Raw genomic sequence first — 14088 nt, forward strand, 5'->3', positions numbered from 1 at the left:
CCCCGTGCGCGGGAGAGCCGCGGGCACCGCCGCCCGGGGCCGTGCCGTCCCGGTCGGCGCCGTCGCCGTGAGCGCGCTGCTCGTCACCGGCGGCTGCGCGGCCACGCCCCACTACGTGCCGTCGGCCACCGCGTACTACGTCAGCCCGCGGGGCGACGACGGGAACGACGGCACCGCCCCCGACCGGGCGTGGCGCTCCCTCGACCGCGCCGAACGCGTAGGGCTGCGGCCCGGCGACCGGCTGCTCCTGGAGGGCGGGGCCCGGTTCAGCGGCACCGTCACCGTCAACGGCACCGAGGCGGGCGAGGCGGACCGTCCCGTGGTGATCGGGTCGTACGGAACGGGCCGGGCCGAGATCGCGGCCGACGGCACCCCGGGCGTCTCCGTGCACAACACCGCGGGGGTGGAGATCCGCGGTCTCACCCTCACCGGGGACAGCGGCGCCTACCGGAGCTCCAGCGGCATCAACCTCTACAACGACCGTCCGGGCGGCGGCAGGCTCGACGGGGTCGCCGTCCTCGACGTCACGGTCTCCGGGTTCCGGGTGGGCATCTCCGTCGGCGGCATCGCGAAGGGCGCCGGGTTCAAGGACGTGACCGTGCGGCACGCCCGGCTGCACGGCAACAAGGACGCCGGTCTGCTCACCTACGGCCCCTCCTTCGATCCCGGCGGGCCCGCCTACTCCCACGAGAACGTCGAGGTCGAGGACGTCGAGGCGTACCGCAACGCCGGAGACCCCTCGGCGGCCGACCGCCACACCGGGAACGGCATCGTCCTCGGCGCCGTGCGCGACGCCGTGGTGCGCGGCTCCAGCGCCCACGACAACGGCGCCGACGGGGCGGCGACGGCACCCTCGGGACCGGTGGGGATCTGGGCGTACGACGCCACGGGGGTGGTGCTTGAGCACAACACCTCCTACCGCAACCACACCGGCTCCGACGTCGACGGCGCCGGGTTCGGTTTCGACGAGAACGTCTCCCACTCGACGATCCAGTACAACCTGGCGTTCCACAACGACGGCCCCGGCATCTACGCCTACACACGCGCGGTGAACGGGGCGCACACCGACAACGCGATCCGCTACAACCTCAGCGCCGACAACGGCCGCAAGCTGCCGCGCTTCGGCGGGCTCGCCGTCTACGGCCACGACGTACGCGATCTGCTGATCTACCAGAACACGGTCGTGATGACCGCGACGGACGACGGTGCCGGCGGCCCTGCCCTGCGGCTGATGGACGGCGAGAGCGGCGTCACCGTCCGCAACAACAACTTCGTCACCGACGGGTCCCCGCTGGCCGTGGTGGACCAGGGCCTCACCGCGGCGAACGCCGTCCTGCAAGGCAACAACTACCGCGTACAGCAGGGGCGTTGGACCATTCAGTGGGGCGACCGCGCCTTCCACGACCTCGGCGCGTGGAGCCGGGCGACCGGCCAGGAGCGGCTCGGCGAAGAGCCGGTCGGCCTGAGCACCGACCCCTGCTTCGCGGGCGGCGCGCTGCCCGCCGTCGACTCCCCCGACGACGCGCACCTGCTCGCACCGGACTGCTCCGCCCTCGCGGACGACGGCCTCGACCTGCGGAAGCTGTTCGGCACCGACACCGGGAGCGTGGACTACTTCGGGCGGACCGTCGGTACGCCCCCACCGGTCGGGGCCGCGCTGCCCGACGAGCGCTGAAGATGCAGGCGCCCGGCGGGCGGGCCTACGATCAAGAGAAGCGAGACCCCGGGGTTGACGCGTGACTCTCGGCCCGGTGTCCCTGCCCTGCGGGGAGGCGCTTGGCCATGCTTCGGGCACATCCTCCGGGACCGCCACGGGCCCGCCGGCTCACGATCGGCTACTGCGCGCTGGTCGCCGGCCTCACCACCGCGTACATGACGCTTCCCGGGCTGCGCGCCCCGCTGTGGGCGCTGATCGGCCTCGGGGGCGTCGCCGCGGTGCTCGTGGGAGTGCACGTGCACCGGCCCGCGCACCGCTGGCCCTGGTGGGCGCTGGCCGCCGGGCTGCTGGCGTTCGCCACGGGCGACACGTACTACAACGTGCTGGAGGAGTACGCACACGAGTCGAACCCGTTCCCCTCCCCCGCCGACGGCTGCTACCTGGCGGTGTACGCGCTGTTCGCGGCGGGACTCCTCGGTCTCGTCCGCTACCGCTGGGCGGGCCGCGACCTGCCGAGCCTGCTGGACGCCCTGATCATCACCGCGGGGCTCGCGCTGCCCGTCTGGGTCTACCTGGTCCAGCCGCTCACCGAGGTGGAGGGGCTCACCTGGGCACAGCGCGTCATCAGCATCGCGTATCCGCTCGGGGACGTCCTGGTCCTCGCCCTCCTGGCGCGCCTGCTCACCCCCGGCTCCGTGTCCGGGCCCAACCGCTCCCTGCGGCTGCTGGTTCTCGGCACGCTCACGCTCCTGGGCTTCGACATCGCCTACGGGATCCTTCAGCTCAGCGGGTCCTGGCAGGCGGGCACGCTCCTCGACTCGGGCTGGATCGTCTTCTACACGGCCTGGGGGCTTGCCGGGCTGCACCCGTCGATGGTGGAGCTGACGGCCGGCGCACAGCAGCGGCAGTCGCTGCTGCCGCCCCGGCACCGGCTCGTGCTGCTCGCCCTGGCCACGCTGATCGCGCCGGGCGTCCTGCTCACCGAGGCGCTGGTCGGCGGCGCCCATGACGCGGCCGTGATCGCCGGGTTCTCCGTCGTCCTGTTCCTGCTCGTGATCCTGCGCCTCGCGGGCATGGTGGTGGCGCACCGCAGGGCGGTCGACCGCGAGCGTGCGCTGCGGGCCGCCGCGGCCTCGCTGGTCGCGGCGATCACCACGAAGGAGATCACGGACACCTGCGAGCGGACGGTCGCCGCGCTCTCCGGGCCCGGGACCGCGTCCCTGGTCCTCACCACCGGCACGGCGTCGCCGGTGCCGTCCCCGGCCCCCGCCCCGCGCCGCACCCGGCTGGTGCCGGTCGACACGCTGGAGCCGGACGTGGCCGCCCGCCTCGCGGGGGCGGACACCGCGCTGATCTGCCCGATGGTCCCGCGCCACCGCCCCGCGGACGGCACGCCCCAGGGCCTCCTGGTCGCCGCCGGGTCCGAACGGCAGCTGACCGAGATCTGGGGCTCCCTGGAGATCCTCGCCTCGCACGCCGGGCTTGCGCTGGAGCGGATCGCCCTGCGCGAGGAGATCATCCGCCGGGAGAGCGAGGCGTACTTCGCCGCGCTGGTGCGCAACGCCTCCGACGTCATCCTCATCGTGGACGACGACGACACCGTCCGGTACGCGACCCCCTCGGCGCGGGCCGTCTTCGGCGCCGCGGCGCCCACCGGATCGCGCCTTCCCGATCTGGTGGACCCGCGCGACCGGGACCGCGCGTGGCGGGTGTTCACGGCGCTGCGCGCGGGCATCGGCCAGGACTCCCACGACCACTGGTGGGTGCCGCGGGACGAGGGCCACATAGAGGTGGAGGTGCGGTGCAGCGATCTGCGTCAGGACCCGGCCGTGCGCGGGCTCGTCGTCACCCTGCGGGATGTGACCGAGCAGCGTCAGCTGGAGCACGAACTCACCCAGCGGGCCTTCCACGACGCGCTGACCGGCCTGCCCAACCGGACGCTGCTCCTGGAACGCATCGAGCGGGCGCTGCTGCGCGGGCGCCGGGAGTCGACGTTGACCTGTGTGCTCTTCATCGACCTGGACGATTTCAAGACGGTCAACGACACACTCGGGCACGCGGTCGGGGACCGGCTCCTCACCGCGGTCGGCACCCGGCTCTCGGGGACGCTGCGCCGCAGTGACACCGCGGCCCGCCTGGGGGGCGACGAGTTCGCCGTCCTGATGGAGGATGCCAAGGAGCCCGCCGACGCCGAGATCCTCGCCGCGCAGGTGGTCCAGGCCCTCAGCAGGCCGTTCGACCTGCCCGGTGACTCCGTGAGCGTGTCCGCGAGCGTCGGCGTGGCCACGGCCGTGGACAGCACGGGGGCGGAGGAGCTGCTCGCCCACGCCGACCTGGCCCTATACGCGGCGAAGGCGGCGGGCAAGCGTCAGTGGCGCCGGTTCCAGGAGCGGCTGCACGTGCGCATACGGGAGCGGCACGCGCTGCAGGCGAGCCTGGAGCGGGCGCTCGCCGAGCGGGAGTTCACCCTGCGCTACCAGCCCGTGGTCGACATCGCCGGGCACGGTGCCCCGGCGGGGCGGCCGGCGGCGCGGGTCGCGGTGGCCCCCGCCGAGATCGTCGGCTTCGAGGCGCTGGCCCGCTGGCCGCACCCGGGGCGCGGTCCGGTACCGCCGCAGGAGTTCATCCCGCTCGCCGAGGAGACCGGACACATCACGCCGCTGGGTGCCTGGGTCCTCGGGAGCGCCGTCGCGGACATGGCCGCCCTGCAGGCGGTGGGGCACGCCCGGGACCGGGATCCCTATGTCAGCGTCAACGTGTCCGCGCGCCAGTTCCGCGACACCGGTTTCCTGGACGAGGTGCGCAGGGCCCTGGATACGCCCGGACTCGCGCCGGGGTCGTTGCAGCTCGAACTCACCGAATCGGTGCTGATGCGGCAGGACGCCCGCATCCAGTCGGTCATGACCGCGCTGAAGGACCTCGGCGTGCGGATCGCGGTCGACGACTTCGGCACCGGGTTCTCCTCGCTGCGCTATCTCCGCGATTTCCCCATCGACGTACTGAAGATCGACAAGAGCTTCATCGACGAGATCGCCGAGGACGCCCGTCAGGTCGCCCTCGTCGAGGGCATCGTGCACCTCGCCGACACGATGGGGCTCCAGGTCATCGCCGAGGGGATCGAACAGCCCGTCCAGCGGGACCTGTTGGCCGGGATGGGCTGCCGGTTCGGGCAGGGGTATCTCTTCGCGCGGCCGCTGACGGCGGAGCAGGGGCGGTGCCTGCTCCGGGGCGAGCGGGGCGATCGGGGCGGCCGGGGCACCCCGCTCGCCCCGGCCGCCCCGGTGTCCCCGGTCTCCCCGTGGCCGGAGAGGGAGGATCCATGAGCGACGACACCGGGCTCCCGCGCGTGCCCGTCGACCCGCGCCGGAGCGATCTGGCACACCTGCGGCGGACCAGCCCGATGAGCGATGCCGTCCTGGACGAGGTCCGCGGCCGGCACATCCGCAGCCGGGACCACTGGCTCATCGACTTCGCGTCCTGCAACTACCTGGGATTCGACTGCGATCCCGAGATCATCGACGCCGTGGAGCCCGCGGTCCGCCGCTGGGGAACGCACCCGAGCTGGTCCCGGCTGCTCGGCAGCCCCCGGCTCTATCCGGAGATCGAGGAACGTCTCGCCGCCCTGCTGGGCGCCCCCGACACCCTGCTCCTGCCGACCGCCACGCTGATCCACGCCTCGGTGATCCCCGTGCTGGCGGACCGGGGGCACGTGTTCGTCGAGGCGGCGGCGCACCGGACGGTGTACGACGGCTGCGTGGCCGCCCGCGGGCAGGGCGCGACGCTGCACCGGTTCCACGCGGACCGCCCCGGCGAACTGGCCACGATGATGCGCCGGACGCCCCCGGGGTCGACGCGCCTGGTCTGCCTGGACGGCGTCAACAGCATGAGCGGGGACATCGCCGACGTACCCGCCCTGGCCCGGCTGTGCCGGGAGCTGGACGCCACGCTCTACCTCGACGACACCCACGGCTTCGGCGTGATCGGCGAACGGGGACCCGGCGAACCGTGTCCGTACGGGGCACGGGGAAACAGCGTGGTGCGGCACACCGGCGAGAGTTACGACAACGTCGTGCTCGTCGGCGGGTTCTCCAAGGCCTATTCGTCGCTGCTCGCCTTCCTCGCGCTGCCGACCCGGCTCAAGGACGAGCTCAAGGTCGCGGCGGCCCCTTACCTCTACTCCGGCCCCTCGCCGACCGCGTCGCTCGCCACCGCGCTCGCCGGTCTGGAGGTCAACGACCGGCGTGGCGACGCCATCCGGGCCGAGCTGTACCGCAAGACCGTCCGGGTCCTCGACCACCTGGCGGGACTGGGCGTGCGCACGCTCAACGCGGACCGGCTGCCGATCGTGGAGATCCCCCTCGGCGACGCGTCGGACCTGGCGGCGGTGGCCGAGTACCTGTGGCAGGAGGGCATCTACGTGACACTGGCCGCCTACCCGCTCGTGCCGCGCGACCGTGTCGGGTTCCGCGTCCAGGTCACGGCCCTCAACTCCGACCGGGACATCGACCGGCTCAACGCCGTGCTGACCCGTCTCTTCGAGCGGTTTCCCGCCCGGCCGGGGAACTGACCGCCATGCCGGTGATCCGCAACGACGACGTGGACTGGGACGGCTGGCCCGTCGGGGACTACCTCGGTGAGAACTACCGTGAGCTGCACCCTTCCGATGCCGCGGTGATCGCCCACCACTCCGCCTTCTACCGCCGGTTCGCCCCGCGGGCCGCCGCCCGTTCGCTGGAGTTCGGGGCGGGCCCCAACCTCTACCCGCTGATGCTCGCCGCCGCCGCGAGCCGCCGTGTCGACGCCGTCGAGGCGAGCGCCGCGGGTGTCGCCTATCTGCGCCGGCAGCTCCAGCAGGGCCCGGACGACAGCTGGCTGCCGTTCTACGCGCTGTGCCGGCGCCTCGATCCCGCGCTTCCCGCGACGCTGCCCGAGGCCCTGGAGCCGGTGCGGGTGGTGCACGGGGACGTGCGCGCGGTGCCGCAGGGGACGTACGACATCGCGTCGATGAACTTCGTCGCGGAGGGCGTCACCGAGGACTTCGCGGAGTTCACCGACTTCTGCCACCGCTTCGCGCGCTCGGTCGTGCCGGGTGGACACCTGGTCGCGGCGTTCATGGAGAACATGCCGACGTATCGCATCGGGGCCGCCTCGCGATGGCCCGGCTGTCCGGTGGATCCCGCGCTCGTCACCGAGGTGTTCGCGCCGGTCACGGAACGGCTCGCGGTCACCCGCATCGACGCCGACCCGACGCTGCCGGACTACGGCGACTCGGGCATGGTCCTCCTGACAGCGGTCCGGCGCCGGGGTCACGCCCCCGCGTCCTGAAGGGCGAACGCCGTGTCGACCAGCGCGACATGGCTGGCCGCCCGGGGCGCGTTGCCCAGGTGGCGGTGGCTCACCGGGTCCCATTGCCCGGCGAGCAGGCCCACGTCGTTGCGGACGGCCAGGACGCGCTCGAAGACCTCCCGGGCCTCGGCGGTACGGCCCGTCGCCGCCAGCGCGTCGGCGTACCAGAGGGAGCAGGCCACGACCGTGCCCTCGGAGCCGGGCGGGCCGTCCACGGCGCGCGGGCCCGGCCCTCCCCGCGTGGATCCGCGCAGGAAGCCGTGGTGGTCCAGGGCACGCATCGCGAGGACGGTGCCGCGCACCCGGGGATCGTGGGCGGGCAGGAAGCCGACCCTGGGGATCAGCAAGGCCGAGGCGTCCAGCTCCGGCGCACCGTAGGCCTGGACGAACGAACCCCGCCGCGCGTCCCAGCCGGCCCGGCACACCTCCCGGTGTGCCTCGTCGCGCAGGGCGCGCCACTGCGCGGCGCACTCGGTCCTGCCGAGCATGTCGCCCATGCGCAGGGCCCGGTCGGCGGCGACCCACACCATGACCTTGGAGTGGACGAACTGCCGCCGCTCGCCGCGCACTTCCCACAGCCCCCGGTCCGGCTCGCGCCAGCGCGCCCGCAACTGGCTCATCAGGGACGTCACCAGGCTCCACAGATGTGGTCCCACCGGGACGCCCGCGCGCAGCGCCAGGTGCAGCGTGTCGAGGACCTCGCCGTAGACGTCGAGCTGGAACTGGTCGACCGCCGCGTTCCCGAACCGGACGGGCCTCGATCCCTCGTATCCCGGCAGCCACGGCGCCTCGGTCTCCGGCAGCCGCCGCTGCCCGGCGAGTCCGTAGACCGCCTGCAGGCCCGCGGGGTCGCCCGCGACGGCGCGGACCAGCCAGTCGAGCCAGGCCGTCGCCTCGTCCCGGTAGCCGCCGCGCAGCAGGGCGGAGAGGGCCAGGGCGGAGTCGCGCAGCCAGCAGAAGCGGTGGTCCCAGTTGCGTTCGCCCCCGAGGCGCTCGGGAAGCGAGGTGGTCGGCGCCGCGACGATGGCGCCGGTGGGCGCGTACGTGAGGGCCTTCAGCGTGATCAGCGAGCGGGTGACGGCCTCGCGCCACGGGCCCTGGTAGCAGCAACGGGCGGTCCACCGGCACCAGAAGTCGCAGGTCGCCTTCAGGGCCGTCTCCGCGGGGACGGCCAGCGCTTGGGGCGGGTCCGGCAGATGCGAGGGCGCCCAGGCGAGCCGCAGCGAGAGGCACTGGCCCGCGCGGACGGTGAAGTCGACCAGGGAGGCGTGGGTGGTGTCCCCGCGGATCTCCATCGGGCCGTCCGCGCTCCACCAGAGCGCGTCGGGTCCGGCGACGGCGACCGTGCAGCGCCCCTCGGCCCGCGTCCACGGCGTGACCCGGCCGTGGTGGAAGCGCGGCCGCAGTTCGCTGCGCATGGCCACGGTGCCGGTCAGGCCCTCGACCACCCGTACGAGGCAGGGACCGTGGGCCGTACGGGGCGGCATGAAGTCGGTGACGCGCGCGGTGCCGGAGGGGCACTCCCAGTAGGTGTCGAGCACCAGGGTGTCCCGGCGGTAGGAGCGCCGGGCGCACGGGCCGCCGTGCACCGGGGCGACCCGCCAGAGCCCGTGTTCGTCCGTGCCGAGCAGGGCGGCGAAGCAGGCCGGTGAGTCGAAGCGGGGCAGGCACAGCCAGTCGACCGACCCGTCCCTGCCGACGATCGCGGCCGTTTCCAGGTCGCCGATGAGGGCGTAGTCCTCGATGCGTGCGTTCATGACCGGACCACGCCGTGGTGCACTGCCGCCCCTCAAGTCTACGGCGGTCGCGGCGTCACGTCCCGGTCCGGGAACGCGTCGAGGCCCCGCCCTCCCAGGAGGAGAGCGGGGCCTCGTACGGCGGTGGGTCAGCCCTGCCAGCTGTGCGGCGCCCGGAAGCCCGGGGTGCGCTCCAGGCGGCGCCAGCCGGCCTTGTCGCGGCCGCGGTGGGCCGGGGCGGCGGCGGGCTGCGCGGCGGCGCGGGCCAGCAGGATCGCGGTGATGGCCGCGACCTCCTCGGGCTCGGCGTGGCCCTTTTCGACGCGGATGTCAGGTGTAGTCATGTGCAGCGTTCTCCTTGTGGGCTACTGCGGCGCAGGGGCAGGTCCGGCTGCTACTGCGGGGGGTTGCCGTGCTTGCGCGAGGGCAGGTCGGCGTGCTTGTTCCGGAGCATCGCGAGGGAGTTGATGAGGACCTCGCGGGTCTCGGCCGGGTCGATGACGTCGTCGACCAGACCGCGCTCGGCGGCGTAGTAGGGGTGCATCAGCTCGGCCTTGTACTCCTTGACCATGCGGGCGCGCATGGCCTCGGGGTCCTCGGCGGCCGCGATCTGCCGACGGAAGATCACGTTGGCGGCGCCCTCGGCGCCCATCACGGCGATCTCGTTGGTCGGCCAGGCGTAGGTCAGGTCGGCGCCGATGGACTGGCTGTCCATGACGATGTAGGCGCCGCCGTAGGCCTTGCGCAGGATCAGGGAGATCCGCGGCACGGTGGCGTTGCAGTACGCGTACAGCAGCTTGGCGCCGTGGCGGATGATCCCGCCGTGCTCCTGGTCGACACCGGGCAGGAAGCCGGGGACGTCCAGCAGGGTGAGGATCGGGATGTTGAAGGCGTCGCACATCTGGACGAAGCGCGCGGCCTTCTCGGAGGCCTCGATGTCCAGGACGCCGGCCAGGCTCTGCGGCTGGTTGGCGACGATGCCGACGACCTTGCCGTCCAGGCGGGCCAGCGCGCAGATGATGTTCCGCGCCCAGCGCTCGTGGATCTCGAGGTAGTCGCCCTCGTCGACGATCTCCTCGATGACCTTGGCCATGTCGTAGGGGCGGTTGCCGTCCGCGGGGACCAGGTCGAGCAGGACGTCCGAGCGGCGCTCGGCGGGGTCCTCCGACTCGTGGGCCGGCGGGTTCTCCCGGTTGTTCGACGGCAGCATCGAGATGAGGTAGCGCACCTCGGCGAGGCAGGTCTCCTCGTCGTCGTACGCGAAGTGGCACACGCCGGACGTCTCGGCGTGCACGTCCGCGCCGCCGAGGCCGTTCTGGGTGATCTCCTCGCCCGTCACCGCGCGGACCACGTCCGGGCCGGTGATGAACATCTGGGAGGTCTCACGGACCATGAAGACGAAGTCCGTGAGCGCCGGGGAGTAGGCGGCGCCACCGGCGCACGGGCCCAGCATCACGCTGATCTGCGGGATCACTCCCGAGGCCTTGGTGTTGCGCTGGAAGATGCCGCCGTAGCCGGCGAGCGCCGAGACGCCCTCCTGGATGCGGGCGCCCGCGCCGTCGTTCAGGGAGACCAGCGGGGCACCGGCCGCGATGGCCATGTCCATGATCTTGTGGATCTTCGTGGCGTGCGCCTCGCCGAGCGCGCCGCCGAAGATGCGGAAGTCGTGGGCGTACACGAAGACCGTCCGGCCCTCGACCGTGCCCCAGCCGGTGATGACACCGTCCGTGTACGGCTTCTTGGCCTCCAGGCCGAAGCCCGTGGCCCGGTGCCGGCGCAGCTGCTCGACCTCGTTGAACGAACCCGGGTCGAGGAGGAGCTCGATCCGCTCGCGCGCCGTCAGCTTGCCCTTGGCGTGCTGCGCCTCGGTCGCCTTCTCGCTGGGCCCGCGCAGCGCCTCCGCACGGATCTCGTGCAGCTCGGCCACGCGCCCACGCGAGTCGGTGGGCTCGCCCCCGGATGAAGCGGTCTCGTCCAAAACGGTCATGTAGCGACCTTACGGAGCGCCCCCAGGGAAACGGACCGTCGACTCTGTACAGTCTCCGGGCCGTTTTCCTGGCACCCCCGGACAGAAGAGGTCGGGGGCACTGAAGAAGTGACGGTTCAGACCCGGTTCCGTTGTGGGAGTTCCACAAAGGGGTGCCGCCCGGGCTACCCCTAGTGACCCCTGTGTCAGTGCGATGTCAGTCATCTGACAGCGGGATGACAGTGGGATGTCAGCGGCCGGGCGGCCCGGCCCCGGGCGAGAGGCATCTCACATCGGAGGCCCGAACGGGGGTCCGGCCGACGGTCCGATTGGTGAGGGCCGACAACCGTGGGCACCGGTTCCGCAACCGCGAGGAGGCGCCGCGCGACACTGTAGTCGCGCGGCGCCCGTCCGCGAGGCACCCCCGTGGCTCCGCGGGGTCAGGGGGTCAGCGGGTGGCGGCCCGCCGGAACAGCGAGCGCGCCCACAGGAAGCCGACCAGGGTGATGGCGAGGCCCCAGCCCACCGCCAGCGGCCCGAACTTGCCGATCTCGCCGCCCACGAGGAGGCCGCGCAGCGTCTCGGTGAAGGCGGTGTAGGGCTGCCACTCGGCGAAGTGGCGCAGCCAGTCGGGCATCGAGTCGAGCGGCACGAACACGCTGCTGAGGAAGGGCAGCAGGAAGGAGAAGGGCAGGGCGACGCTGCTGGCCGCCTCCGGGGCCTTGACCAGCTGGCCGAGCGCGACCGCGAGCCAGGTGAGGGCGCAGGACATCAGGGCGAGGAGTCCGGCCGCGGCGACCCAGGCGAGCGGCTCGGCGTCGGAGCGGAACCCCACGAGCAGGGCGACCCCGATGACCAGGACGACGCTGAGCAGGATCTGGATCACCGCGCCGACGGCGCGGCCCGTCAGGATCGAGGCGCCGCTGATCGGCATGGTCCGGAAGCGGGCCACGATGCCCTCGGTCATGTCGGTGCAGACGCCGACCGTGGTGGGCAGGACGCCCGCGCCGACGGCCATCAGCAGGATGCCGGGGACGAGGTAGTCGAGGTACTCGCCGGACGACCGCGCGCCGATGCCGGTCGCCATCGCGCCGCCGAAGACGTAGTTGAAGAGCAGCAGCATGGCGATGGGCATGCTGACCAGGCTGATCGTCATCGCCGGGTAGCGGCGGGCGTGTCTGAGGTTGCGGCGCAGCATGGTCAGGGAGTTGCGCAGCGCCGTGGTCGGCACGGGGGTGTGGGCGCGGACGACGGCCGGGGCGGCGGCGGACGTGGCGGGGGCGGAGGCGCTCATCGGGTCGTCACTTTCTCGTTGTCGGTGCGGCCGGTCACGGCGAAGAAGACGTCGTCCAGGTCGGGGGTGTCGAGCGTGAGGCCCTCGACCTCGGTCTCGGTGGCCTCGACCCAGTCGAGCAGCGACTTCACGGACTTGACGCTGCCGTCGCTGGGGATCTGCAGGCTGAGGGCGTCGTCGTCGCGGGTGCCGATGCCGAGGGTGCGGGCGGCGCGCTCTAGACCGGCCAGGTCGGCGAAGCGCAGCACGACGTGGCCGCCGGGGACGAGGCGCTTGAGCTCGCCGGGGGTGCCCTCGGCGACGAGCTTTCCGCCGCTCAGTACGGCGATGCGGTCGGCGAGCTGGTCCGCCTCCTCCAGGTACTGCGTGGTGAGCAGGACGGTGACGCCGTCGGAGACGAGGTCGCGGACGATCTCCCACATGCCGTGGCGGCTCCGCGGGTCGAGGCCGGTGGTCGGCTCGTCGAGGAAGATGATCCGCGGGCTGCCGACCAGGGTCATCGCGATGTCGAGCCGGCGCCGCATGCCTCCGGAGTACGTCGCCGCGGGCTTCCGCGCGGCCTCGACGAGGTCGAACCGGTCCAGGAGGTCGGCGGTGATCTGCCGGGCCTGGCGGCGACCGAAGCCGTAGAGGTCGGCCATGAGGAGCAGGTTCTCCTCGCCGGTCATGAGGTTGTCGACGGCGGAGAACTGGCCGGTGACGCCGATCGCGGCGCGCACCTTCTCCGGTTCGCGGCCCAGGTCGTGGCCCGCGATCCGCACCTCTCCGGCGTCGGCCGGGACGAGCGTCGACAGGATCTGCACGGCGGTGGTCTTGCCGGCGCCGTTGGGGCCGAGCAGGGAGAAGATCGTGCCCTCGGGGATGCGCAGGTCGATGCCGTCGAGGACGGTCTTCTCGCCGAAGGACTTGCGCAGGCCGGTGGCGGTGATCGCCGCCGGGCGCGCCTGGTGGGGCGTTGCCATGTCCGTTCCTTTTCGGGTGGGGGCAGCCTCGGTACCGGACACCAGTTCGAAACTGATTCCGGACGGCTGCCTGGGCGACAGCGGGGGTGGAGGGAAAGAGGGGCGCAGCCGGAGCCGGCAGGGAAGGAAGGCCGCTACGGGCGAGCGCCGGGGGCCAGGGGGGCGAGGGCCTCAGGCGCGGTGGACGGTGATGTCACCCATGCCCAGGCGGGCCTGGAGCTTGAGGGTGTCCGTGGGCTCGCCGGGCGCGTCCGAGGCCTCCAGCTCCTGGTCCACGACACCGAACTTCGTGCGTACGTCGAGCCAGGCGGCCGTGCCCTGGCGGATGCCGACCTTGATCCGGCCCGCGGCCGACTCCAGGACGGCGGTGCCGCGCACCAGCTCGCCCACCTCGATCGCGCCGTTGGAGGTCTTGAGCGTGACGTCGGCGGTGGCGCGGTCGACGGTGATGGCGCCGTTGGCGGTCTTCACGGTGGCGGCGGCCTCGATGTCGCCGAGGTGGACGCTGCCGTTGGAGTTCTTGATGCCGAGGGGGCCCGTCGCCTCACCGACGCGGATCTGGCCGGAGCCCGTGCTGATGTCGGCCGCACCGTTCGCGCGGCCCACGGCGATCTCGCCGAAGCCGGTGCCCAGCTTGACCCGGGCCGCCCGCTCGACCTGCACGTCGCCCGCGGACGTCTTGAACTCGCAGTCGCCGAGGGTGCCTTCGGCGGTGAGGTGCACCGCGGTGGTGGCGGCGTACAGGGCGGAGCCGGCGGGCAGCGCGATCTCGACGTCGACCGACGGGTTGCTCCTGCTGAACAGCAGGCGGTCCTTGGGGCCCTTGATCAGCAGCTTGCCGTTGGAGAACTCGACGTGGGTGCGCTGGGCGGCCCTGACGTCCAGCTCCTGGCTCTCGCTGGTGGGACGCACCTCGACGACGGTGTCGGCGCGGTCACCGGCGACGACCCGCAGGCGCCCGGCGTAGAGGCTGACGTCGACGGTGATGGGCTTCGGAGTGTCGTAAGAAGGCATGGCTGTCCCGTCCTCGTGGCTCTGCGAGCCCGAACGCTCCGCTGGCGGGGCTCGGCGGCTCGGTGTGGGTGAAGTGCGTTGCTGTGCGCGGGCGGTGTGCCGGCGGCCTCCGG

Annotated in this window: 10 protein-coding genes; 4 read left to right on the top strand and 6 right to left on the bottom strand. The window is 72.8% G+C overall.

The window, feature by feature from the left end:
• The first annotated feature begins 4 nt into the window (after window positions 1–4).
• The 4 genes from AB0L89_RS07875 to AB0L89_RS07890 all read left to right on the top strand — a co-directional run bounded on the left by AB0L89_RS07875 (window position 5) and on the right by AB0L89_RS07890 (window position 6982).
• Entirely contained in the window at window positions 5–1675 is a 1671-nt protein-coding gene (locus AB0L89_RS07875) for a right-handed parallel beta-helix repeat-containing protein (protein ID WP_365136054.1), read from the top strand.
• A gap of 107 nt (window positions 1676–1782) precedes the next feature.
• Window positions 1783–4980 (top strand): EAL domain-containing protein, encoded by a 3198-nt coding sequence (locus AB0L89_RS07880; RefSeq protein WP_365136057.1) that lies wholly within the window; start codon window positions 1783–1785, stop codon window positions 4978–4980.
• The gene (locus AB0L89_RS07885) at window positions 4977–6224 is read left to right on the top strand and encodes a pyridoxal phosphate-dependent aminotransferase family protein (RefSeq protein ID WP_365136059.1); all 1248 of its coding nucleotides are present in this window, start codon (window positions 4977–4979) and stop codon (window positions 6222–6224) included. Before AB0L89_RS07880 ends, AB0L89_RS07885 begins: the two co-directional genes overlap by 4 nt.
• A 5-nt stretch (window positions 6225–6229) precedes the next feature.
• Window positions 6230–6982: a class I SAM-dependent methyltransferase gene (locus tag AB0L89_RS07890; protein ID WP_365136062.1), complete on the top strand. Its 753-nt coding sequence runs from the start codon at window positions 6230–6232 to the stop codon at window positions 6980–6982.
• Here AB0L89_RS07890 and AB0L89_RS07895 read toward each other — a convergent pair.
• From AB0L89_RS07895 to AB0L89_RS07920, 6 genes are all read right to left on the bottom strand, one after another.
• Window positions 6964–8760 (bottom strand): glycoside hydrolase family 15 protein, encoded by a 1797-nt coding sequence (locus tag AB0L89_RS07895; RefSeq protein WP_365136065.1) that lies wholly within the window; start codon window positions 8758–8760, stop codon window positions 6964–6966. The two genes, AB0L89_RS07890 and AB0L89_RS07895, sit on opposite strands and share 19 nt — an antisense overlap.
• 128 nt (window positions 8761–8888) lie before the next feature.
• On the bottom strand, window positions 8889–9083 hold the full coding sequence (locus AB0L89_RS07900; RefSeq protein WP_055698157.1) for an acyl-CoA carboxylase subunit epsilon: 195 nt from the start codon (window positions 9081–9083) through the stop codon (window positions 8889–8891).
• A 50-nt stretch (window positions 9084–9133) separates the two neighbouring features.
• On the bottom strand, window positions 9134–10726 hold the full coding sequence (locus AB0L89_RS07905) for an acyl-CoA carboxylase subunit beta (protein WP_365136068.1): 1593 nt from the start codon (window positions 10724–10726) through the stop codon (window positions 9134–9136).
• 427 nt (window positions 10727–11153) lie between these two features.
• Window positions 11154–11999, bottom strand: a complete 846-nt coding sequence (locus AB0L89_RS07910; protein WP_365136071.1) for an ABC transporter permease — start codon at window positions 11997–11999, stop codon at window positions 11154–11156.
• Window positions 11996–12961 (bottom strand): ATP-binding cassette domain-containing protein, encoded by a 966-nt coding sequence (locus tag AB0L89_RS07915; protein ID WP_365136074.1) that lies wholly within the window; start codon window positions 12959–12961, stop codon window positions 11996–11998. The genes AB0L89_RS07910 and AB0L89_RS07915 overlap by 4 nt, the downstream gene beginning before the upstream one ends.
• 171 nt (window positions 12962–13132) lie before the next feature.
• Window positions 13133–13975 (bottom strand): DUF4097 family beta strand repeat-containing protein, encoded by an 843-nt coding sequence (locus AB0L89_RS07920; RefSeq protein WP_365136077.1) that lies wholly within the window; start codon window positions 13973–13975, stop codon window positions 13133–13135.
• Between the last annotated feature and the right edge of the window lie 113 nt (window positions 13976–14088).

This window comes from Streptomyces sp. NPDC052114, assembly GCF_040680155.1.
Lineage (GTDB): Bacteria > Actinomycetota > Actinomycetes > Streptomycetales > Streptomycetaceae > Streptomyces.